Annotated in this window: 17 protein-coding genes and 1 pseudogene; 11 read left to right on the forward strand and 7 right to left on the reverse strand. The window is 62.1% G+C overall.

Annotation, left to right across the window (positions count from 1 at the left end):
* Window positions 1-400 precede the first annotated feature (400 nt).
* Window positions 401-805, forward strand: coding sequence for a hypothetical protein (locus FG486_RS01515; protein WP_181266171.1), 405 nt, complete (start codon window positions 401-403; stop codon window positions 803-805).
* A gap of 94 nt (window positions 806-899) precedes the next feature.
* Here FG486_RS01515 and FG486_RS01520 read toward each other — a convergent pair whose 3' ends face one another.
* A complete protein-coding gene (locus tag FG486_RS01520) occupies window positions 900-2,312 on the reverse strand; it encodes a dihydrolipoyl dehydrogenase family protein (protein ID WP_181266172.1) in 1,413 nt (470 codons plus the stop codon).
* An 85-nt stretch (window positions 2,313-2,397) separates the two neighbouring features.
* On the opposite strand from FG486_RS01520, the gene FG486_RS01525 reads away from it, so the two are divergent.
* The 4 genes from FG486_RS01525 to FG486_RS01540 all read left to right on the forward strand — a co-directional run bounded on the left by FG486_RS01525 (window position 2,398) and on the right by FG486_RS01540 (window position 7,077).
* Window positions 2,398-3,453 (forward strand): methyltransferase domain-containing protein, encoded by a 1,056-nt coding sequence (locus tag FG486_RS01525; RefSeq protein WP_181266173.1) that lies wholly within the window; start codon window positions 2,398-2,400, stop codon window positions 3,451-3,453.
* Between the two features lie 265 nt (window positions 3,454-3,718).
* Complete coding sequence (locus FG486_RS01530; protein ID WP_181266175.1) at window positions 3,719-4,735, forward strand: SDR family oxidoreductase; 1,017 nt, start codon at window positions 3,719-3,721, stop codon at window positions 4,733-4,735.
* A gap of 71 nt (window positions 4,736-4,806) precedes the next feature.
* Window positions 4,807-6,243 (forward strand): amidohydrolase, encoded by a 1,437-nt coding sequence (locus FG486_RS01535; RefSeq protein WP_181266176.1) that lies wholly within the window; start codon window positions 4,807-4,809, stop codon window positions 6,241-6,243.
* A 306-nt stretch (window positions 6,244-6,549) separates the two neighbouring features.
* Window positions 6,550-7,077 carry a hypothetical protein gene (locus FG486_RS01540; RefSeq protein ID WP_181266178.1) on the forward strand — a complete coding sequence of 176 codons (528 nt, stop codon included), beginning with the start codon at window positions 6,550-6,552 and terminating at the stop codon, window positions 7,075-7,077.
* 236 nt (window positions 7,078-7,313) lie between these two features.
* Here FG486_RS01540 and FG486_RS01545 read toward each other — a convergent pair whose 3' ends face one another.
* From FG486_RS01545 to FG486_RS01565, 5 genes are all read right to left on the reverse strand, one after another.
* Entirely contained in the window at window positions 7,314-8,111 is a 798-nt protein-coding gene (locus FG486_RS01545) for a crotonase/enoyl-CoA hydratase family protein (protein WP_181266180.1), read from the reverse strand.
* On the reverse strand, window positions 8,108-8,734 hold the full coding sequence (locus FG486_RS01550; protein ID WP_181266182.1) for a 2-hydroxychromene-2-carboxylate isomerase: 627 nt from the start codon (window positions 8,732-8,734) through the stop codon (window positions 8,108-8,110). Before FG486_RS01550 ends, FG486_RS01545 begins: the two co-directional genes overlap by 4 nt.
* Before the next feature lie 167 nt (window positions 8,735-8,901).
* The gene (locus FG486_RS01555; RefSeq protein ID WP_181266184.1) at window positions 8,902-9,591 is read right to left on the reverse strand and encodes a glutathione binding-like protein; all 690 of its coding nucleotides are present in this window, start codon (window positions 9,589-9,591) and stop codon (window positions 8,902-8,904) included.
* A 63-nt stretch (window positions 9,592-9,654) separates the two neighbouring features.
* A complete protein-coding gene (locus tag FG486_RS01560; RefSeq protein ID WP_181266185.1) occupies window positions 9,655-10,311 on the reverse strand; it encodes a winged helix-turn-helix transcriptional regulator in 657 nt (218 codons plus the stop codon).
* Window positions 10,312-10,472: 161 nt separating this feature from the next.
* Window positions 10,473-11,684 (reverse strand): LL-diaminopimelate aminotransferase, encoded by a 1,212-nt coding sequence (locus tag FG486_RS01565; protein WP_060980279.1) that lies wholly within the window; start codon window positions 11,682-11,684, stop codon window positions 10,473-10,475.
* A gap of 174 nt (window positions 11,685-11,858) precedes the next feature.
* On the opposite strand from FG486_RS01565, the gene FG486_RS01570 reads away from it, so the two are divergent.
* From FG486_RS01570 to bchJ, 6 genes and pseudogenes are all read left to right on the forward strand, one after another.
* Window positions 11,859-13,679 carry a PHA/PHB synthase family protein gene (locus FG486_RS01570; protein WP_181266186.1) on the forward strand — a complete coding sequence of 607 codons (1,821 nt, stop codon included), beginning with the start codon at window positions 11,859-11,861 and terminating at the stop codon, window positions 13,677-13,679.
* A 153-nt stretch (window positions 13,680-13,832) separates the two neighbouring features.
* Entirely contained in the window at window positions 13,833-14,672 is an 840-nt protein-coding gene (locus tag FG486_RS01575; protein ID WP_181266188.1) for a phasin family protein, read from the forward strand.
* Between the two features lie 152 nt (window positions 14,673-14,824).
* Window positions 14,825-15,679 carry a DNA adenine methylase gene (locus FG486_RS01580; protein WP_194249818.1) on the forward strand — a complete coding sequence of 285 codons (855 nt, stop codon included), beginning with the start codon at window positions 14,825-14,827 and terminating at the stop codon, window positions 15,677-15,679.
* A 621-nt stretch (window positions 15,680-16,300) separates the two neighbouring features.
* Entirely contained in the window at window positions 16,301-17,494 is a 1,194-nt protein-coding gene (locus FG486_RS01585) for a DGQHR domain-containing protein (RefSeq protein WP_181266189.1), read from the forward strand.
* A 185-nt stretch (window positions 17,495-17,679) separates the two neighbouring features.
* On the forward strand, window positions 17,680-19,299 hold the full coding sequence (bchE, locus tag FG486_RS01590) for a magnesium-protoporphyrin IX monomethyl ester anaerobic oxidative cyclase (RefSeq protein ID WP_181266191.1): 1,620 nt from the start codon (window positions 17,680-17,682) through the stop codon (window positions 19,297-19,299).
* Between the two features lies 1 nt (window position 19,300).
* Window positions 19,301-19,813 (forward strand): annotated as a pseudogene (bchJ, locus tag FG486_RS18085) (bacteriochlorophyll 4-vinyl reductase); the annotation flags it as partial.
* Between the two features lie 88 nt (window positions 19,814-19,901).
* Here the strand turns inward: bchJ and FG486_RS01595 are convergent.
* Window positions 19,902-22,433: an ABC transporter permease gene (locus FG486_RS01595; RefSeq protein ID WP_181266192.1), complete on the reverse strand. Its 2,532-nt coding sequence runs from the start codon at window positions 22,431-22,433 to the stop codon at window positions 19,902-19,904.
* Window positions 22,434-22,489: the final 56 nt, after the last annotated feature.

The following is a 22,489-nucleotide window of genomic DNA, read 5'->3' on the forward strand; positions in this document are numbered from 1 at the left end:
GTTCACGCAGATTGGCAGCAGCTATGACGAAAAAGGGTGAACATAGCGTTAGTGTTTGATGGCGAAGATGATTTTACGATGATTGCGGCGGGTGGGGCGCGGGCCAGCGCTGTCACCCCTTCCAGGCGCGTCTTCGCACCAACGGGTCCCCTGCGAAGGCAGGGGCCCATCTCCAGACGGTGAGGCACGGGACTCCATAACCATCCCCGCTCAGCCTGAGCCTGTCGAAGGCCCCGCAACACCGTTCCGCCCCCATCCCCGCAAACGCGGGAATCCCGCTTGTTGCCCGACTATCGTAAAGAAAGTGGGACCCCGCCTGCGCGGGGGTGACGAGCACAATATCTGGACCGCCAGCCCGGGGCCTTCGACCGGCTCAGGCTGAGCGGACGGGCTGGCCGGCTTGGCGCAGCTTAGAAAAAAGCTGCCGTTCAACAAACGACCCATTGCGGACTTCAATATCTTGCCGCAGAACGGCGTCATGCGAGGGCTATTATCTTTATCTATCGCGCTATTGTCGATCTCATGTTCACCGAACATTTCGACAGACACGAAGTTTGTCCGACGAGACGGTTTGCGAATTGGTAGTGATGTAGACGCCCTTCTACTAGATGACGCATTACGCCGAATCGATCCAGAAGAACGCAAGATCTATGATCGATACGCTGAAACAGCAGGTTTCTATTTTGAAGGTCAAACGAAACGCTGCATAGTGATTGTCGTGTTGCGAAGCGATGTTCTCATTCATCGTCCTTCGCCGGCCTTCTGCTACAACAAAGCTACCAATGAATTCGTTGGCCGACTCTAGCTAGACGGGAGCTTTCCTACCCAGTCCCCGTCATCTGCCCGTTAGAGCTCGTCACCCGAAACCTGATGCACCATCTCCCCGCGCGTCCAACCCCTCACCCCCTCAACCGCGCCAGAAACCGCGCCCAGCCGCGTGACCACTTGTTGAACACCTTGCCCTCATCCGACGCGAAGGCCGCCGCCTTGATGTGCTCCGAGCGGTTGGGATAGGGCACGATCAGGCTGGCAACGCCGAAGGTCGAGGATTTGCCCGCGATCATCATCGCGATCGGCAGGATCAGGTCGCCCGCGCCGCGCCCGACCACGGTGCCGCCGATCACCTTGCTGCCCTTCTTGACCAGCTTGACGAAACCGGTGACCTCGCGCTCGGTCACCGCGCGGTCGTTATGGTCGAAATCCTCGCGCCATACGGTCACCTTGTCGCCGAACCGGCCGCGCGCCTCCTCCTCGGTCAGGCCGACCTGCGCGAGTTCGGGATCGGTATAGGTGACCCAGGGGAGCGCTGAATAATTGGCCTTGGTGGGGACCCCCAAGCTGATCTCGAGCGCGACATTGCCGCCTTCGTATCCGCTGGCATGGGTGAAGCGCGGGCCGTCTCGGCAGTCACCGATCGCATAGATGTGTCGAACACTGGTCCGCCGCCGGGCATCGACCCGGATGCCCTTCTTGTCAAAGGCTACGCCCGCGACCTCCAGCCCCAGCCCGTCGAAATTCACTTCGCGCCCGGTGGCGATCAGCAGATGCGATCCCTCCAGCGTGCGCCCGTCCTTGAGCGTGAGCTTGAGGCCATCGGCAGTTTTCTCGACCGAATCGCCCTCGGCATCGAGGATGATCTCGACCCCCTCGCTTTCGAGCCGCTCGATCACGATCCTGGCGGCATCGGCATCGTCCTTAGGGAAAGGCCGCCCGAGTGTCGCTACCACGACCTGAGACCCCAGCCGCCGGAAGCTCTGCGCCAGTTCCATGCCGATCGGCCCGCCGCCCAGCACGATCAGCCGCTGCGGCAGCTCGGTCAGATCCCAGACATTGTGGTTGGTGAGATAGGGCACCGCATCGAGCCCCCTGATCGGCGGGACGAAGGCGCGGCTGCCCACCGCGATGACGATGCGCGGCGCGCTATAGGTCCTGCCATCGACCACCACGCTTTTCGGCCCGGTAAAGGTCGCGTCGCCGCGCACGACCTCGACGCCCATGCCCTCGAAGCGCTCGACGCTGTCATGCGGTTCGATGGTCTTGATCGCCTGGTGCACCGCATCGTGCACCGCGCGGAAATCGACGACGGGCTCGACAGAGGCCATGCCGAACTCGCTCGCGGTGCGCAGGTCGTGCGCACGGTGCGCGGCGGAGATCAGCGCCTTGCTGGGCACGCAGCCGGTGTTGAGGCAATCACCACCCATTGCGGCGCGCTCGATCAGCAGCGGCTTCAGCCCGAACATCGCGCAGCCACCCGAGCAGACCAGGCCCGCCGACCCCGCCCCGATCACGATCACGTCATGCGTATATGCCATGGACTGCCCTTCGCCTTCAATTTGCCGCTGGTTACCCGGCGGGCGCAAGGCTAGTGTTTGTGCGTCATGGCGAGGGGAATCCAGCATGAATCTTGAAAATTCGCGCGAATATTATGGCAAGGTGCTGTCGGAATCGGCGGACCTGCGCACCGATGCCTGCACCACGGCAGAGCGCCCTCCCCTCGCCGTCATCAAGGCGCTGGCCAATGTCCATCCGGACGTCAAGGCGCGCTATTATGGCTGCGGGCTGATCGCCCCCTCGGCGATTCAAGGCGCGCGCATCCTCGATCTCGGCTCGGGCTCGGGCCAGGACGCCTATATCCTGGCGCAGCTGGTCGGCGAGCATGGCGAGGTCGTCGGCGTCGACGCGACGCCCGAACAGCTTGCGGTCGCCAATGCGCATCTCGAATGGCACCGCGAGGCGTTCGGCTATGCCAGGTCGAACGTGCGCTTTGTCGAAGGCGATATCGAGAAGCTCGATGAGCTGGACCTCGAGCCCGGCAGCTTCGACATCATCGTGTCTAACTGCGTGATCAATCTGGTGGCGGACAAGGCCAAGGTGTTTGCCGATGCGCACCGGCTGCTCAAGCCCGGCGGCGAGATGTATTTCTCAGACGTCTATTCGAGCCGCCGCGTGCCGCAGCATCTGCTCAGCGACCCGGTGCTGCACGGCGAGTGCCTGTCCGGCGCGCTCTACTGGGGCGATTTTCTCAAGCTTTCCAAGGCCGCCGGGTTCACTGACCCACGCCTCGTCAAGGACCGCCCGCTCGGCATCGGCGACGCACGCATTGCCGAAATGCTCGACGGCATCGACTTCTTCTCCGCCACCTACCGCCTGTTCAAGCTCGACGATCTGGAGCCCGAATGCGAGGATTACGGCCAGGCGGTGGTCTACCTGGGCACGGTCGAGGGCGAGGAGCGCGTGTTCACGCTCGACAAGCATCACGAGATCGAACGCGGCCGCATCTTCCCGATCTGCGGCAACAGCTGGAAGATGCTGGCCGACACGCGCTTTGCGCCGCATTTCCAGTTCATCGGCGATTTCTCGACGCATTATGGTGTGTTTGCGGGATGCGGCGGAGGGTTGCCCTTCGCGCAGGCGGCGGGCGATGGCGGGGTGGTGGCTGCCGGGTGCTGCTGAGCGGTCGCCTGTCCCCTCGCCTGATTCACCCCATGCACCCAACGCCCGCTCAGCCTGAGCCTGTCGAAGGCCTTGCGCCGCGCGCGCCTACCAACGTCTCGTCACCCCCGCGAAGGCGGGGGTCCCGCTTCTGCGCCAAGCAAGCAATAAAGCGGGATTCCCGCGTTCGCGGGAATGACGATGTGCGATATGGGGCCCTTGCACGTGGCCTTCGACAAGCTCAGGCTGAGCGGATGTGGTTTGGGCCTTCGGGACGGAGCAGAGCATGCACGTCTTCCTGACCGGGGCCACGGGCCTTGTCGGCGGCGCGCTGGCGGGGGCGCTGCTCGATGCCGGGCACCGCGTCTCCTCACTGGTGCGCGGTGAAGGGCGCGACGTGCTCGACATGGACGGTCGCGACCGGATCGGCGCGCTGACCGCGCTGCAGGGCGATGTCGCACAGCCGGGCTTCGGAATGGCCGAGCCGCCCGCCGGCATCGATCTGCTGATCCATTGCGCCGCGACAGTCGATTTCGCCGCCAGCGATGCGGTGCACGCAGCGATCAATGTCGGCGGCACCGCGCATGCCATCGCGCTTGCCCGCGCCTGGGGCTGCCCTCTGCTCCACGTCTCGACCGCCTATGTCTGCGGCCGCGCCGATGGCGTGATCGGCGAGGCGCCGGCCGATCCGCATGCGAGCTTCACCAACGGCTATGAGGCAAGCAAGGCGCGCGCCGAAGCGCTGGTCGAGGCGGCACGGCGCGACGGGCTAGTCGCCGCGATCGCTCGCCCCGCGATCATCGTCGGGCGGCTCAGCGATGGCGCGATCGCGCGGATCGACGGCTTTCACCACCTGTTCCGGCTGTTCGGATCGCCGCTGCTCGGCGCTGTCCCCGCCGCGCGCGATGCTGCTTTCGCGATCGTTCCCATCTGCCATGTCATCGCCGGGCTGATGACGATGGCAGCGGATATGGCCGCGTTCGACGGCGCGCGGGTGCATCTGGCAGGCTCTGCCCCGTTCGCCATGGCGGACATGCTGCGGATCGTGGCCGATTATCCCGGCACCGTCCCGGCACGGATGATCGACCCTCAGGTCTATGATGCCGCCATGCTCGACCGCCGCACCGCGATGGTGCATCGGCGCATCGGCCCGCAATTCTTCGACTATTTCCTGCGCAGCCCCTGCTTTGCGGGCGACAGCCTCGAGCGTATCGGCGGAATGAGCGCGCCGGCGATCGATGACGCCGCCTTCCGCCGGATGATCGACCATTGCATCAAGGTCGGGTTTCTGGATTGGCGCTAGCCGTCAGCCCCCTTGCGCCTTTCCTTCGCTTTCAACATGATGCGCCCATATTCACCCAAGGGGCCGTATCCATGAAACATATTCTCCTCGCCACGCTCGCTCTCGCCCTGCCCTCCGCCGCGCTCGCGGGCGAGGCCGAGGATGCCGCCGCCGCGCAGGCACTTAAGGCGATCGATGCGCGCTATGACGACACGGCGAAGGTCGCGCGGCAGATCTGGGAATGGGCCGAGGTCGGCTACAAGGAGGAACGGTCAAGCGCGCTGCTGCAGGAGCGGCTGAAGACCGCAGGCTTCAAGGTGACCCCGGGCGTTGCGGGCATCCCCACTGCATTCATCGCCGAATATGGCAGCGGCGGGCCGGTGATCGCGATCCTCGCCGAATATGACGCGCTGCCCGGCATCAACCAGGATGCGCTGCCGACGCGCGCGCAACTGCCCGGCAAGGGCGCGGCGCATGCCTGCGGGCACAATCTGTTCGCGGCAGGATCGCTGGGCGCGGCGCTCGCGGTGCGCGACTGGCTCAAGGCCACGGGTACGCCGGGCCGGGTGCGGCTCTATGGCACCCCGGCGGAGGAAGGCGGCAGCGGCAAGGTCTATCTGGTGCGCGAAGGCCTGTTCAAGGACGTCGATTTCTCGATCCACTGGCATGCCGATGACGAGAACAGCGCGGCGGCGCGCACGTCGCTCGCCAACCGTTCGGCCAAGTTCCGCTTCACCGGCGTCTCCGCCCATGCCGCAGGCGCGCCCGAGCGCGCGCGCTCTGCGCTCGACGGGGTCGAGGCGATGAACATGATGGCCAACATGATGCGCGAGCATGTGCCGCAGCAGACACGCATGCACTATGTCATCACCGAAGGCGGCAGCGCGCCCAATGTCGTGCCCGATTTCGCCGAGGTCTTCTATTATGTCCGCCACCCCGATGCCGACGAGGTCCGCCGCATCTGGACCCGGCTCGAGGCGGCGGCGCAAGGCGCGGCGCAGGGTACCGGCACCAAGGTCGAATGGGAGATCATCCACGGCAACAACGCGCTGCTGGTCAACGAGCCGCTGGCGAAGATGATGGACATGAAGCTGCGCCAGGTCGGCGGGATCAGCTACACGCCCGAGGAAACCAGGTTCGCCGAGGGCATCCGCGCGAGCTTCGACAAGCCCGACCTGCCGCTGGGCAGCCAGGGCGAGATTCAGCCCTATGACGTGACCCTGGGCTATGGCTCGACCGATGTCGGCGATGTCTCCTATGCCACGCCCACCGTGGGCGTGCGGACCGCGACCTGGGTGCCGGGCACGTCCTCGCACAGCTGGCAATCGGCCGCGGCGAGCGGCATGTCGATCGGCTTCAAGGGCGCGCAGGTCGCCGCCAAGGCGATGACGCTGGCGGCGATCGAGCTGTACACCAACCCCGCCCTGCGCGACGAGGCCACGGCGGCGTTCAAACAAGCTTTGGGGCCGAACTACACGTACAATTCGCTGCTCGGCGATCGCAAGCCGCCGCTCGATTACCGGGATTGAGGCACTGCAGTTCGTTCGCGGGAGAGCATCGGTTTGCGCCTGTTGGGGACATCAGGGTGTTGCTGGGCACTTGGGCGATCAGTCGCGGCCAAGCCTTGGGCCACAAATGAGGTGGCTATCACGTTAGTGGGGTCAAAAGCGGCGCATCTTTGAGCACCCCCGCTGCCAACACCAGCCCACCCCCGCTCATCCCTGAAACAAGTGCAGGGCAGGCTCTGAGCCGCGGGCCTCAGCCCGCGAAGTCGAAGGACCCGCGCCTACGCTCGCCGAATAGCGGGGCCTTCGACAAGCTCAGGCTGAGCGGAGGTGGGTGGCGGCTATGGAGCAGGTCTGAAAAAAACCTGCCGTTCAGGAAGCGACCCCATTGCGGACGTTGCGCCAACCCGTCCATCTCGCCATCATCAAGAGCTTGCTCGGGGATTGGTAATGCTGAAATGGATTGTAATGTTCGTCGGGGCAATCGCTGCCTCCGCTTGTGATCAAACCAGTGACGCAGCCAAGGATGGACGGTCAGTTGGCGATCCGCCTTACATTGATCTGGCCCCGTATGCCGTCGTCGCAGAAGTTGATGCGCCGACCGTCAAAGACCTCGAAAATACCGGCTACTCGCAAGTCGACCACTATCCGGTCGGCTGTATCATTCCCGACCAACCCGAAGCTGCTTGCGACGCGACGGGGGCCGTCTTCATGGACAATGGTGCGTTGGACAATTTCGACATCGCGATAGAGGACGACGAATACGACCGATACGAATTCGTGTGCCCAGCGATTGAAGGAAAAAATATCGCCGATTGGAAATGTCGCAATCAAAAATCGAGCAAGGCTGACCGCTAAATTCGCCATAAACAAGCGTGAACCAAGGGTGATGGCGAATGCCCGCTTTCCACCCAGAAATGGTCATTGGTCCCGAGTAAAATCAACGCCAAAAGCGGACGTTGCAACCACTCAAAAACACTTTGCCTTCTGAATGGATCGCTCCTGCAGCACGCTCGCGAGTGCCGGAATCCAGAGCGGCTGCAACACCTGACCGCCCCTGGACTCCGGCTTTCGCCGGAGAACAGGAAAACCCCTCAGCTGAAATTCGCGGCCCGCTTCTGCATGAACGCGAACACCGCTTCCATCTGATTGGGGGTACGGATGATCTTGTCCTGAAGCACGCTCTCTTCCATCAGGATGGCATCGGTATCCATGTCCGGGGTGCGGTTGAACAGGTCCTTGGCGGCGCGGATGGCGTCCGGGTTCTTGGTCGCGATCTCGGTCGCGATGGCCATCGCGCGGGCATAAGGATTTGCATCCAGATGCGTGGCAAAGCCGACACGCCCTGCCTCTTCACCAGAAAACTCGCGGTTGGTGTAGGTAAGCTCGCGCAGCACATCGTCGCGCACCGTGCCGCGCCACAAAGCATAGCCGCCCATGTCGGGGATCAGCCCCCAGCGCATCTCCATGATCGACAGCCGCGCATCGGGCGCGATGATGCGCATGCACGCGCCCGACATGATCTGCAGCCCGCCGCCGAAGCACACGCCGTGCACCGCCGCGATCACCGGCATCGGCAGCTTGCGCCAGCCGAACGCGACCTGCTGGAACTTGTTGGCATTGCCATAGGGCCGGTCGGTGAGCTTCGACGGTGCTGAGCCATCCGATCCGCCCGCCGGCGCAGTGAAGCTCGCCATGTCGAGGCCCGCGCAGAACGAGCGTCCCTCGCCCGACAGCACCACCGCGCGCACGCCGGGCTCCTTTTCGAGCCGGTCGATCGCGCAGATGATGCCGTCGAACATCGCCGGGTCGAGCGCGTTCATCTTGTCCGGGCGGTTGAGCCGCACATCGGCGACATGGTTCTCGATGGTGATGCTGACCCGGTCGTTCATGAAACTGCCTCTCCGTTGCGCTTGAGTGCCTGCTCCACCAAGGGGAGCTGGTCGTTGCCGAAATACATATCGGCGGATCCCACGAAAATCGAGGGCGATCCATAGCCGCCCCGCGCCACCAGCTTCTCGGTATTGGCGCGCAAGCGATCCTTGACCGGCTGGCTGTTCGCCGCCTCGACCAGAGCCGCGCCATCCATGCCGATTGCATCGGCCACCGCCTTGATCTCCGACGGATCGTCGAGATTGCGCTGCTCGACGAAATAGGCGTGGAAGGCGGCTTCGGCAAAGCGCTCCAGCGCGCCCTGATCGTCCTCCAGCGCGCAACAGGCGCGCATCGCATGCACGCTTTTCAGCGGGTGCCAGGGCGCAGGGAATTTGAGCTCCACGCTAGCCAGCCGCGCCCAGTCGCGCATCACCTTGCCCATATGGCGGAACTTGGGGCTGTCTAAGGCCTCGCGCGCGGCATAGACCGACGGGTTGACGGCATTGAACACCCCGCCAACCAGGATCGGCGTCCAGCGGATCGTCGCGCCCTCGCGCGCGGCGAGCGGGCGAATGTTGTGGAAGGCCAGGTACGTCCAGGGGCTCGAGAGGTCAAAGCAGAATTCGATCTGGGGGGTCATGGGTTATCCTTGGGGCATAGGTTTTCGCACAGGTCCCTCGACTTCGCTCGGGAACTCGGAAAGGTGGGGAGAAAGGCGGTTTCTCCATCCGTTTGTCCCGAGCCCTTCGGCTGGCTGACAGGTCAGCCGCTCAGGATGAACTCTTCGAGGGACGTCCGCGCAACCGGTCACGCCTTGATCCCGAATAGCGTCTCGCGAACCTTCTCGTCCGCTTGCGGGTTGCGGTTGATCGCGTCCTTCATCACGTTGAGGCCCGCCTGCAAGGCCGGGCGTTCGCGGCACAAGGCGTACCAGCGCTTGATATTCGGATAGTCGTCCAGCGTGATCTCCTGCCGCTTGTGCGTCATGATCCACGGGAAGATCGCCATATCGGCAATGGTGTAATCCGCGCCCGCGACATAGTCCGCCTCGCCCAGCCGCCGGTCGAGCACGCCATAGAGCCGCGCGGTCTCGCGCTCGTAGCGGTCGATGGCATAAGGCAGCTTTTCGGGCGCATAGAGCTTGAAATGGCCATTCTGGCCCAGCATAGGCCCCAGCCCGCCCATCTGCCACATCAGCCATTGCATCACCTGGTAGCGGCCGCGAAGGTCGGCAGGCATGAACCGTCCCGATTTCTCCGCCAGATAGAGCAGGATCGCGCCGGTCTCGAACACGCTGACCGGATCGCCGCCATCTTCGGGAGCATGATCGACGATGGCCGGGATGCGGTTGTTCGGGCTGATCTTCAGGAATTCGGGTGCAAACTGCTCGCCTGCGCCGATATTGACCGGACGGACCGTGTACGGCAGCCCGCATTCCTCGAGCATGATCGATATCTTCCACCCATTGGGTGTCGGGGCGTAATACAGATCGATCATGGCCTCTCCCGCGCAGATTCGCATTGCGTCTTGCAACTGACCATAATCAATGCGCGCGACGTGTCACCCCCCGGATGCGGCCGCCAGGACAAGACGATAGCCGCGATGCCGCACCGTCTCTATCCAGACACGATCTGCCATACCGGCGAGCCTGCGACGAAGCTTGCAGATATGCACCTCGACGCTGTTGGTGCCTGGATCGAACGGCGTCTGCCAGATGGCGTGGAGCAAATCGTCGCGGCTGACGATCTCGCCGACATGGCGCACCAGCGCAAGCAGCAGATCATATTCGCGCGGCATCAGCGACAGCGTCTCTCCCTGCCAGCGCACCTGGCGCAGGCCGGTGTCGAAGGTGAAATTCGCAAGCCGGATATGCCCCTGCAGCGCTGCATTGAGCCGAGCGGCGGCCTTCATCCGGGCGGCTAGTTCATCCGGACCGACCCGTGCCGAAATGGCATCGTCGGCCCCGGCCTCGATCAGGCGGGCGCGGGTGCCGCTGGTGCCGGCACCGACGAACAACAGGGGGGCCGATCGCTGGGGAATGTCATCGAGCCAGCTCTGCACGACGGCGCGGCATCGGGCATCGCACAGCACAGGGCGATATCGCACGAGCGCCGGTCCGTCGAAATGCGGCTGCGCGTCGATCCCGAAGCGCGCCAATGCCAGCGCCAGGCGTTCCAGTTCGGTGGGTTCGCTGCCCACCAGCAGCCAGGGTGACATGGAGCCGCCCCCGGTTGCGGGCGCAGTCGACAGCGCTGGTCGATAGTGCACGTTCATAACGACCCCTTGGCCGACGCTTCGGCCTGGGGAGCGTTAAACCGCGTTCATCGCCCGAATGGGAGCACAGTCGCGTCCGAAACGGAGCTACCCTGCCATCGCGATCAGGAGCCGACCGCCTGGCCCGGCGTGTTGACGCCCATGCTGGCAAGATAGCGCTTCACGTTGCGCGCGGCCTGGCGCAGTCGCTGCTCGTTCTCGACCATCGCGATGCGGACATAGCCCTCGCCATCCTCGCCATAGCCCACGCCCGGCGCGACCGCGACCTTGGCATGCTGCAGCAACTGCTTGGAAAATTCCAGCGATCCCATATGCTTGAGCGCGGGCGGCAGCGGGGCCCAGGCGAACATCGAAGCGCGCGGGGCCGGGATGTCCCACCCTGCCCGGCCGAACGCATCGATCATCACGTCACGCCGCTTGTGATAGAGCTCGCGGTTCTTCTGCACGATGTCCTGCGGCCCGTTGAGCGCCGCACAGGCCGCCGCCTGGATCGGCGTGAATGCTCCATAATCGAGATAGCTCTTCACCCGGGTGAGCGCCGCGATGAGCTGACGGTTGCCCACGGCAAAGCCCATGCGCCAACCGGCCATCGAATAGGTCTTGGACATCGAGGTGAACTCGATCGCGACATCCTTCGCGCCCGGCACCTGCAGGATCGAGGGCGTCGGGCAGCCGTCATAGTAGAGCTCGCTATAGGCCAGGTCCGAGAGCACCCAGACCTTGTTCTCCTTCGCCCAGGCGACCAGCCGCTCGTAGAACGCGAGGTCGACCACTTCGGCCGTGGGGTTTGACGGATAGCCCACCACCAGCACCGACGGGCGCGGCACGGTGAACGCCATCGCGCGGTCGAGCGAGCGCCAGTAATTCTCGTCCGGCGTGGTCGGCACCGAGCGGATGGTCGCGCCGGCGATGATGAAGCCGAAGGTGTGGATCGGGTAGCTGGGATTGGGCGCGAGCACGACATCGCCCGGCGCGGTGATCGCGGTGGCGAGGCTCGACAGGCCTTCCTTCGATCCCATGGTCACCACGACCTCGGTCTCGGGATCGAGCTCCACATTGAAGCGGCGCGCATAATAGTTCGCTTGGGCGCGGCGCAGGCCCGGAATGCCCTTGGACTGGCTATAGCCATGCGCATCGGGCTTCATCGCGACTTCGCACAGCTTCTCGATCACATGCGGCGGCGGCGGCAGGTCGGGATTGCCCATGCCGAGGTCGATAATGTCCTCTCCGGCCGCTCGCGCCGCGGCCCGCATCGCGTTGACTTCAGCGATCACATAGGGCGGCAGGCGTTTGATGCGGTAGAATTCGTCGGACATATCGATTTCGCTTTTCAGTTCTCCGTGAATGGAGCGGCATCCTTGACCTATGTGCGCGCGCGTGTCGAGCAAAAGCGGGAATTCTGCGGCGGTCATCGAGCAATTATCAGGGACTTATCTTTGCAACCCGGCGCTGCTAGGACAAGGCAAAGCATCCAGAACGAGAGGCCGCCCATGTCCGCCGAGAACGACTTCACCCCGCCGGGACTGCCCACGCTGGAAGAGATGCAGCACTGGACCTGGGTGTTCGGCCGCGCGCAGCAGATGATGCTGGAGCATGCCGCGACCATGGCGCAGCAGATGGCGCAGAAGGATCTGCCCCAGCTCACCGACCCTGCCACGTTCCAGGCGAAACTCCCCGCCTGGATGGGCTCGATGCCGCAGGCGATGCTCGATGCCCAGGCCGATATGTGGCGCGACGGGATGACCTTGTGGCAGGGCTTCATTGGCGCGATCACCCCGCCTGCGCTGATCGCCGAGCATGAGGGCGGCCCGCCCGCGACGCCGGCGCAGGTGCCCGAGCTGCGAAGCGACCGCCGCTTTGCCGCGCGCCAGTGGCACGACAACCCGGTCTATGCGCTGATCCAGCAGAGCTATCTGATGGTCAGCGAACAGATGCTGCGCGTCGCCGACCGGCTGGAAGGGCTGGAGCCCAAGCAGAAGGAAAAGCTGCGCTTTGCGCTGAAAGGCATGATCGACGCGTCGAGCCCCGCCAATTTCGCGCTGACCAACCCGCTGGTGATGGAAAAGATGGTCGAGAGCAAGGGCGAGAACCTGCTCAAGGGCCTCGACCATATGCTGTCCGACATGCGCAAGGGCCAGCTAACGCACACCGACCCCAATGCCTTCGAGCTCGGCCGCAACATCGCGGTGACGCCGGGCAAGGTCGTGTACGAAAGCCCGCTGTTCCAGCTCATCCAATATGCGCCTGCGACCGACGAGGTGGTGGAGACGCCGCTCGTCATCTTCCCGCCCTGGATCAACCGCTTCTACATTCTCGATCTCAACCCGCAGAAGAGCTTCGTCAAATGGGCGACGGAACAGGGCGTCACCGTGTTCATGGTCTCCTGGAAGTCCGCCGACGAGAGCATGGCCGAGGTGATCTGGGACGATTATGTCAAGGCGCAGATCGAGGCGATCGATACCGTGCGCGACCTGCTCGACGTGCCGAGCGTCCACACCATCGGCTATTGCGTCGCGGGGACCACGCTCGCCGCGACGCTGGCGCTGCTCGCCAGGCGCGGCGAGGCCGAGCGGGTGAAATCGGTCACCTTCTTCACCGCGCAGGTCGATTTCGAAAAGGCAGGCGACCTCACCCTGTTCGTCGATGACGAGCAACTCGCGCTGATCGAGCAGCTCGGCAGCGCGGGCTATCTCGACGGGCGCTACATGGCCGCGACCTTCAACCTGCTGCGCGGGCGCGACCTCATCTGGAACTATGTGATCAACAACTATCTGCTCGGCGAGGATTATCCCCCGTTCGACCTGCTGCACTGGAATGGCGACACCACCAACCTGCCCGCCAAGTGGCACAAGTCGTATCTGAAGGACCTGTACCGCGACAACCGGCTGGTCCAGCCCGGATCGATCGTGATCGACGGCACGCCGATCGACCTCAGGCTCATCCAGACCCCGGCCTATATCCAGGCAGGGCGCGAGGACCATATCGCGCCGCTGGAAAGCGTGTGGCGGCTGAACGAGGCGCTCTCCGGCCCCACCCGCTTCGTGCTTGCAGGCTCGGGCCATATCGCGGGCGTGGTCAACCCGCCCTCGATGCAGAAATACCAGTACTGGACCAATGACGCGCCCGCGAACAGCCTCGAGCATTTCGTCGCAGGAGCTAAGGAGACCAAGGGCAGCTGGTGGCCCGACTGGATCGAATGGCTCAAGGCGCACGCTCCCAAGACGGTCAAGGCCAAGGGTGCGCGCATCCCCGGCAAGGGCAAGCTGAAAGCCATCGAGGATGCGCCGGGACGCTACGTCAAGGCGCGCTGACCCGCTTGCCGCGGCTTGCGGGCTGCGCTATAAAATCAGCAGCAGGTTATTGCGCTCGCCCGCCTTTTGTGCAGTGCAACATTTTCCTTGACGTCAAGCCGGTCGATCACTATTGTGCAGTGCAGCATGAAGCAGCACGAGAGTGAGACCGCAATGTCCGATCAAAGCAAACAGCCCGCCGTCGGGGACGCCGGCAAGGCCTATGCCGCTGCCGCGAGTGCGAAAGCGGAAGCCGCTCCGGCGGCTCCCAAGGCCGAACCTGCCAAGGCTGCCGACCCCGTGGTCGCGCCGAAGATCGCCCCGGCTGCGGCACCTGCCGTAACCCCGGCGCCCGTGGCGGCGAAGCCTGTCCCCGCAGCCAAGGCAGAGGCTCCCAAGCCCGTCGCCAAGGCCGCGGAACCAAAGATGGCCAAGCCTGCCGCCAAACCGGCAAAGCCCAAGACCACGTCCAAGAAGTCCGCAGTCAACGCATCACCGGTCGCCGCCAAGGCCGCCGCACCCGCAATCAAGAAGGAATCGAAGATCATGACCACCGCAGAAACCATCACCACCGAAACCAAGAAGGCCGCCGAAGCCATGACCGAGCGCCTCAAGGGCCTGATGGGCGACATGTCGACCCGCGCCAAGACCGCCTATGAAAAGGGCACCGAAATGGTCTCGCAGGCCAGCGAGTTCAACAAGGGCAATGTCGAAGCCCTGGTCGAATCGGGCAAGATCGCTGCCAAGGGCGCGCAGGAAATGGGCCAGGCCTATGCCGAAGACGCCAAGAAGGGCTTTGAAGAGCTGACCGCGGCGCTCAAGGAAATGACCACCGTCAAGTCGCCGACCGAGTTCATCGAGCTGCAGACCAAGCTGGTCAAGAAGAGCTTCGACACCGCCGTCGCCCAGACCTCGAAGAACAGCGAAGCGTTCATCAAGCTGGCCGGCGACGTGTTCCAGCCGATCTCGAACCGCGTCAGCGTCGCGGTCGACAGCTTCAAAAAGGCCGCGTAACCCTTACGCCCCTTCCCGCTGGGAATTCAGAAAGCCGCTCCGGGTGACCGGGGCGGTTTTTTTCGTACACAGTTGATCCCACCTCCAAATTGCAGTTAAAAGACATCCGGTCCGAAAATCATTTCGATAAGCCTGTTTTGGAGAGATCGCATTTGTCGAGTAGCATTGCAGATCCGACGGCAATTCAAGCCAGGAGCGGACCGTACCAAGCTGCCACGGAACCGTTCCTAAAGTGGGCGGGTGGCAAACGCTGGGCTCTACCGGTGCTTCAAAAGCTGGTTCCTCCAAATTATAAACGATACATCGAACCATTCTTGGGCGGCGGGTCGTTATTTTTTTCGCTAGGGTGTAACGATGCAGTTTTGTCGGATGTAAATTTTGAACTTATAAATGCGTATCGAACTGTTCGCGATAATCACGAGCAACTTGATCGCTGGCTCGCAGTATTCCAAAAATGGCACAATCCGGAGCTGTACTACAAAATTCGATCTCGCGATCACGGAAGCAAATTCTGGTCTGCATTGAGATTTATTTATCTGAATAGAACATGTTTCAATGGAATATATAGAGTTAACTTAAAGGGAAAATTCAATGTACCCATTGGGACAAAAGATAGAATCAGCTATCCTGATGGACTAAGGACGTATGCCGCTGCCCTTTGCAACGTTACGATAAAGCACGCAGATTTTCAGAGTATATTGCGATATGCAAAGAGTGGTGATTTTGTCTACGTTGATCCGCCATACACCGTTAAGCATAATAACAATGGTTTTATAAAATACAATGAACACTTATTTAAATGGTCTGACCAAATTCGACTTCGTGACGAAATACGAAGAGCCCAAGACCGAGGGGCATACATCGTCGTCTCAAATGCAGCTCATGATTCTATTTTTGAATTATACAAAAACGTAGGCGAGATCATAAGAGTAGAACGAAGTAGCGTTCTTGCAGCAGCGCCGAATTTTCGTCGTCGAGAGCTGGAGGTGGTCATAAAGTGCTACTAAACATCTCTTTTTATGTGGCATTGCTTGTCATGATTGCATGGACAGTTTGGCCGACATTCGCCGCCCACCCATTTAGCTCCCATCGCGCAGCATTCTACAAGACATTTTTTCTTTGGCTAATTTCGTCACTGCCAGTGCTAATAACGATAGCACTTGCAAGGCCGGCCAACACGGATTCTATATCAAAAATATCAACCATTGCTGGATCACCATTTTCACCGTCAGAGCAATTTGTCTACGCGACATCCTTTATTGCACCGGCTCTATTTGTCTTTATTGACGCATTTAACACCTTGATGCGGGACTCAGACCAAGACCGAATTAGAAAATTCCGCACTACGCTTCGTCATTATCATCGAATCTTGTGGCCATCCGGTCTAATTCTCGTAATTAGCGTTCTCCTGTTTGTTGGACTCAAGACCACCTTTCTCGAATTTGACAACACAAATATATATCGAGTTCTGCACGACAAAGCTATATTTATTTATCTTGTTTCTATTCTATATTGGTACTGCGTTAATCTAATTGATGCTCCCACAGACACTGATCTATGGGTGAAATCTTCACGTGAAACTGATGACTTTGTAAAACGGATGGCAGGCAGATTAAGGGAAAAGAAAAATGGCTAATCAACAGAAATTAACTTTTTCTGTGATGCCTGTTCAGCAGAAATCGAATGAATTTTATATCTCATCGATCCCAGCTAGAGAATTAGTTAGCATTAGTTATGCTGACGTCCGACGACTCGCTCACGAACATCGCGACGTCGAGCGCTATTTGGGCATCCAGCGTCCAGTGAATCCTGCACGGATTCAAGAAATTCGCACCTACCTCGAAGGCCCCGATGCGACATTTCCAACTGGAATTATCGTGGCGATTGACGATCGGTGCGTTGAATTGGACCGTGAGAATGGCACGATGACGGTTTCTCCGTTTGTACCTGAAGAAGGCACAGATGACACACCCATTCCATTCCATGAAATTGCAAAAATATTGGATGGCCAACATAGGCTAGCCGCCTTCTTAAATGACGATCGGAATCTAGAATTCGACTTTGATGAAGATCAGCTTTTTCAGCTCAATGCTTGTATTTTTGTCGGAGCTGACATCTCGACTCAGGCTGAAATATTTGCAACTGTGAATTTGGCCCAGACCAAAGTAAATCGAAGCCTTGCATATGATCTGCAAGAATTTGCGAAGAGCAGAAGTCCGTTCAAAACATGCCACGATGTCGCCGTGGCAATGGATCGCCTTGATGTCAGCCCACTTAGGAATCGTATAAAAAGGCTTGGTGTACGCACCAAGAATCGCGACTCCGAAACCATCACACAAGCAGCATTTGTTGAGTCTTTGGTTAAACTTATATCTCGAGAACCAATGAAAGATCGTAATAAAATTTTGGATCGTCAGAAATTACCGTTACCAACTAATCTAGAGCTTAAAAAGACACCATTTAGACGCATGTTTATTGATGAAGATGATTTTGGAATCACTGAGATTATTCTAAATTTCTTTATTGCTGTCCGAAATAAATGGCCACAGTCTTGGGATGATGTACACAGGAAAGGCAACTTCATTCCCCGCTCAAATGCGTTTAAGGCGTTAATGAGATATTTAGGAGATATTTACATTGATATTGTTGGAGAGGATTTTGGCAGAATTCCAGAGCCAGATGAGTTCTCCCGATATTTTGACCATATTGAACTAACAGACGACCTTCTTAATACAAAGACATTTCGGCCAGGCAGTTCAGGACAGTCTTTATTTTATAAGTTGCTGACGGGTAGGGCAAAAATTTATGATCTCATTGAGTGATATATATATTTTTCTTGAATTTAATGAAGATCATCCTTGGGGCCAGACACTCGGTGCGGAAGGCTATTGTCAATCGTAACTCGGAATGTCCCCCCAAAATTTGATCCACCTCAATGATCGCGCCTCCCCCCTCCCCCATCCTGCGACGCTGACGGGGCATTACCCCCGAGTCTCCGGAGGGGCCCATGCGTATCCTGTTCGTGCATCCCAATTATCGCTCGGGCGGGGCGGAGATAGCGGGGACGTGGCCGCCGGCCTGGGTGGCCTATCTCACCGGGCCGTTGCGGCGCGCAGGGTTTAACGACATCCATTTCATCGACGCGATGACCGAGGGGGTGTCGGATGACGATCTCGCCGCGCGCATGGCGGCGCTGCAGCCCGATATCGTCGGCACCACCGCGATCACCCCCAGCATCTATGCCGCCGAACGGGTGCTGGAGCTCGCCGCGCTCACCGTGCCGAACGCGGTGCGCGTGCTGGGCGGGGTGCATGCGACCTTCATGTACAAGCAGGTGCTCATGGAAGCGCCGCATATCGATGTCATCGTGCGCGGCGAGGGCGAGAATATCGCGGTCGACCTGTTCACCGCGATCGCGCAGGGCCGCTGGCCGCAGGATCGCGCGGCGATCGCCGGGCTCGCCTGGCGCGAGGGGGATCAGGTCATCGCCAGCAAGGCGGCCGAGACGATCAAGGACATGGACAGCCTGAAGCCCGATTGGGACATTCTCGACTGGAAGCAGTACACCTATATCCCGCTCGGCACGCGCGTCGCCATCCCCAATCTGGCTCGCGGCTGTCCGTTCACCTGCTCCTTCTGCTCGCAATGGAAATTCTGGCGCGATTACCGCGTGCGCGATCCCAAGCTGGTGGTCGACGAGATCCAGGAGCTGCACGAGAAGCACGGCGTCGGCTTCTTCATCCTCGCCGACGAGGAGCCGACGATCAACCGCAAGAAATTCATCGAGTTCTGCCAGGAGCTGATCGATCGCGGCCTGCCGGACAAGGTGAAATGGGGCATCAACACCCGCGTCACCGATATCTATCGCGACAAGGAGCTGCTCGGCTTCTACCGCTCGGCAGGCCTGGTGCACGTGAGCCTGGGCACCGAGGCAGCGGCGCAGATGCGGCTCGACCTGTTCAACAAGGAAACCAAGGTCGAGGAGAACAAGACCGCGATCCGCCTGCTGCGCGAGGCCGATATCTTCGTCGAAGCGCAGTTCATCGTCGGGCTCGAGAACGAGACCGCCGAGACGCTCGAGGAAAGCTGGCGCATGGCCTGGGACTGGCAGCCGGATCTCGCCAACTGGTCGATGTACACGCCCTGGCCGTTCACCCCGCTGTTCGAGGAGCTGAAGGAAAAGGTCGAGGTCCATGATTTCAGCAAGTACAATTTCGTCACCCCGATCATGAAGCCCGCGGCGATGGAGCGCGGCGAGCTGCTCGACCGGGTGATGGCCAATTACCGCCGCTTCTACATGCGCAAGGCCCTGTTCCATTATCCCTGGCGCGGCACAGGCTTTAGGCGGCGCTATCTGCTGGGCTGCCTCTATGCCTTCCTGCGCGCAGGCTTCCGCCGCACCTTCTATGATCTGGGCAAGGCGGGCTATTGGGGGCCGCAGACCGCCAAGAGCGTCGACTTCCATTTCGACGAGAAGCGCGTGGGCGTGGAGCAGGCCGCATCCGACTGGGAAACGGCGGCAGACCGCGCCGCGCGCGCCAGCGAACGCCGCGCCGCCGTCCGCGCGCAGATGAAGGAGCGGGCAAGGGATCGCATTGAACTGAGCGAAGCGCCGAAGGGCGAGTGAGGTGGCTGACGCTCCCTCGCGCGCCCATTGGGGGAATGCCGGCGCGCTGATCGGCCCCAATGCCGTGCTGCAAATGGCATGGGCAATGGAAGCCACGATCGGCGCAGCGGCGGCGCGCGAGGTCCTGGAGGTGGCGGGGATCGACGCGCTGCCCTCGGGCGAGGCGATGATATGCGAGGGGCAGGCGCTGCGGCTGCACCAGGCGCTGGTCATGCTGCATCCGGAGGCGGCGAAGGACATCGCGGTGGCGGCAGCGGTCGGCACCGCGGACTATATCATCGCCAACCGGATCCCGCGTTTTGCCGGCCTGGCCTTGCGCTGGCTCCCCGCCCCGATCGCCGCACGGCTGCTGATGCGCGCGATCGAGCGGCACGCCTGGACCTTCGTCGGCGCTGGCGCGTTCACCGTCACCGGGCCGTGGCATTTCACCATCGACCGTGCCTGCGCGGGCGACCGCACCGCGCCGCCCGATACGCTGTTCCGCTGGTACGCAGCTGTGTTCGCGCGGCTTTATTCGCGGCTGGTGCGTGGCGGTTCAGGCTGCACCGGCGCCGCGCCCGATCCGCGTTATCCGTTGCGCTGGCACTATCGCATCGCGCCGGTCACAGCTGACGCAGCGCGCGCGCGGGCCGTGCCGCCAGAACGGGGAGCGATCCGGCAATCCCGAGCCCCAAAGTCAGCAGCGCCCCGCCCGCCAGCGTCAGCATCACCACCGGCCAGTCGGGTGCCCAGTTGAAGCTGAAGATCTGGGTGATGACATACCAGGCCGCGGTCAGCCCCAGCGCCAGCGCGACCAGCGCCAGCAACGCGGCGAGCAGGCCATATTCGAGCGCCTGGGCCGACAATATCTGCCGCCGCGTCGCGCCCAGCGTCTTCAGGATCACGCTGTCATAGATGCGCGCCTGGCGGCTCGCGGCGATCGCGCCGATCAGCACGGCGATGCCCGAGAGGATCGCGATCGACCCGGCCGCCGCGATGGCCATCGCGATCTGCGTCAGGATGGTCGTGACCTGGCCGATCACGTCGCGCACCTCGATCACCGAGCTCGAGGCGAACCCGGCGAGCACCGCCTTGCTCACCGCGCGTTCCTTCACGTCCGCATCGGCCATGCCCTTGAGCGAGACCGTCGCGGCCAGGTTGTGCGGCGCATCGCGCAATGTGTTGGGGCTGAACACCATCACATAGTTGAAGCCCATCGTGTCCCAGTTGATCTGGCGCAGCGAGGCGATCTTCGCGGTGAACTCGCGCCCCAACAGGCTGACGGTCAGGCTGTCGCCGACCTTGAGGTCGAGCACATTGGCCATCTCGCGGTCGATCGAGACGAGCGGCGGGCCGTCATAGCCCTTAGGCCACCATTGGCCCTCGATCAGTTCGCTTCCCTCCGGCAGCGTCTCGGCATAGGTCAGCCCGCGCTCGCCGCGCAGCACCCAGGCGTTCTCGGGAATGTCCTTGAGGTCCGCAACGCGGATATTCTTGTACCCGGTCACCGTTCCGCGCAGCGAGGGCACCGCGTTGACCGCCGCGCCGGGGGCGGCCTGTTCGACCACCCTGCGGAACTCGTCCCCCCGCGCCACCGGCACATCGAGCACGAACAGGTTGGGCGCCTCCTTGGGCACGGTGCGGGTGATCTCGTTGGTGAGGCTCGTCTGGATGCCCGCCAGGATGACGAACAGCGTAAGCCCCAGCCCCAGCGCCACCACCAGCTGCCCGGTCTGCGCGCCGGGGCGGTGCAGATTGGCAAGCGCGAGCCGCAGCAGCGGCGCCTTGGGCCGCGGCAGGCGCGAGGCGGTCCAGCGGATCGCCCAGCCGATGCCGGCGAGCATCAGCAGCACGCCCGTCGCCGCCGCCATGAACCAGGCGGAGAATATCGCCTCGCGCGCGGTGACCAGCGCCAGCGTGACGATACCAGCAATGCCCACGCCCACCGCGATCATCGTCGCGCGATCGGGCCAGCGATTGCCCTCGACCAGCGATCGGAACAGCCCCGCCGCCGGCACATGCCGCGCGCGCGCCAGCGGCGGCAGCGCGAAGATGAACGCGATCAGCAGGCCATAGGCGGCGCTCACCGCCAGCGGCAGCGGATGGATGGCAAAGCCGGGCTTGACCGGCAGCACGTCGCCCGCAGCGGCGATGATCGCCGGCGGGATCAGCGCGCCCGCGATCAGCCCCCCCAGGATCGCCAGTGCCGACACCGCAAGAATTTGTACCAGATAGATGCGCAGGATATCGCCAGAGCCCGCGCCCAGGATCTTGAGTGTCGCGATGCCCTGGCGCTTGGTGGCGAGATACGAGGCGACGCCGTTGCCGACGCCGATCCCGGCGATCACCAGCGCGGCAAGGCCGACCAGCGAGAGGAACTGGCCCATGCGCTCGATGAAGCGCGCGGTGCCCGGTGCGCCGCGATCGCGGTCGCGCAGCTCCAGCCCGGCTTCGGGAAATTCCGCCTTCAGCCGCGCGATCGACTGCGCCGGATCCGCGAGCGGGCCGACCTTCACGCGGTATTTCGCTTCGTACATGCTGCCCGGCTGGATCAGCCCGGTCCGCTGGATGCCGAGATCGGAAACGAGCGCCACCGGACCGAGCGTGAAGCCCTCGCCCAGCCTGTCGGGTTCGTCGAGGATGATGCCGCTGATCGCGAATTCGGCCTCGCCGAAGCGGATGCGGTCGCCGGGCTTGAGGTCGAGCCGATCGGCCAGCCCCGCCCCGATCACCGTGCTGGCGGGGTCGAGCGGCGCGTACTTGCCCGATTGCAGCGTTACCGTGCCATAAAGCGGGTAATCGTAATCGACGCCCTTGAGCTCGGCGAGGATCGCATCGGGGCCGGTGCCGCTCGCGCGCGGCGCGGTGCGCTGCGCCATCGCCTGCATCCGTACAGTCTCGGACAGCACGCCCTCGCGCTCGAACGCGGCGAGCTCCGCCTCGCTTGCCAGGCGCTGCGACATCGTCACCTCGAAATCGCCGCCGAGGATCACCTGCCCGCGCTGCGACAGCTCGCCGGTGATCGACGCGGTGAGGCTGCCGATCGTCGCCAGGGTCGCAACGCCAAGGAACAGGCAGATGATGAGCAGGCGAAGACCACGAAACCGCCCAGAAAGATCGCGCCGCGCGATGCGCCAGATCTGCGCCCAGCTCATGCGCAAGCTCCACTTTTCCCGTCATTTCCGCGAAAGCGGGATTCCCGCTTTACCGT

Origin of the sequence: Blastomonas ursincola (assembly GCF_013607875.1) — a bacterium.
Classification (GTDB): Bacteria; Pseudomonadota; Alphaproteobacteria; order Sphingomonadales; family Sphingomonadaceae; genus Blastomonas; species Blastomonas ursincola.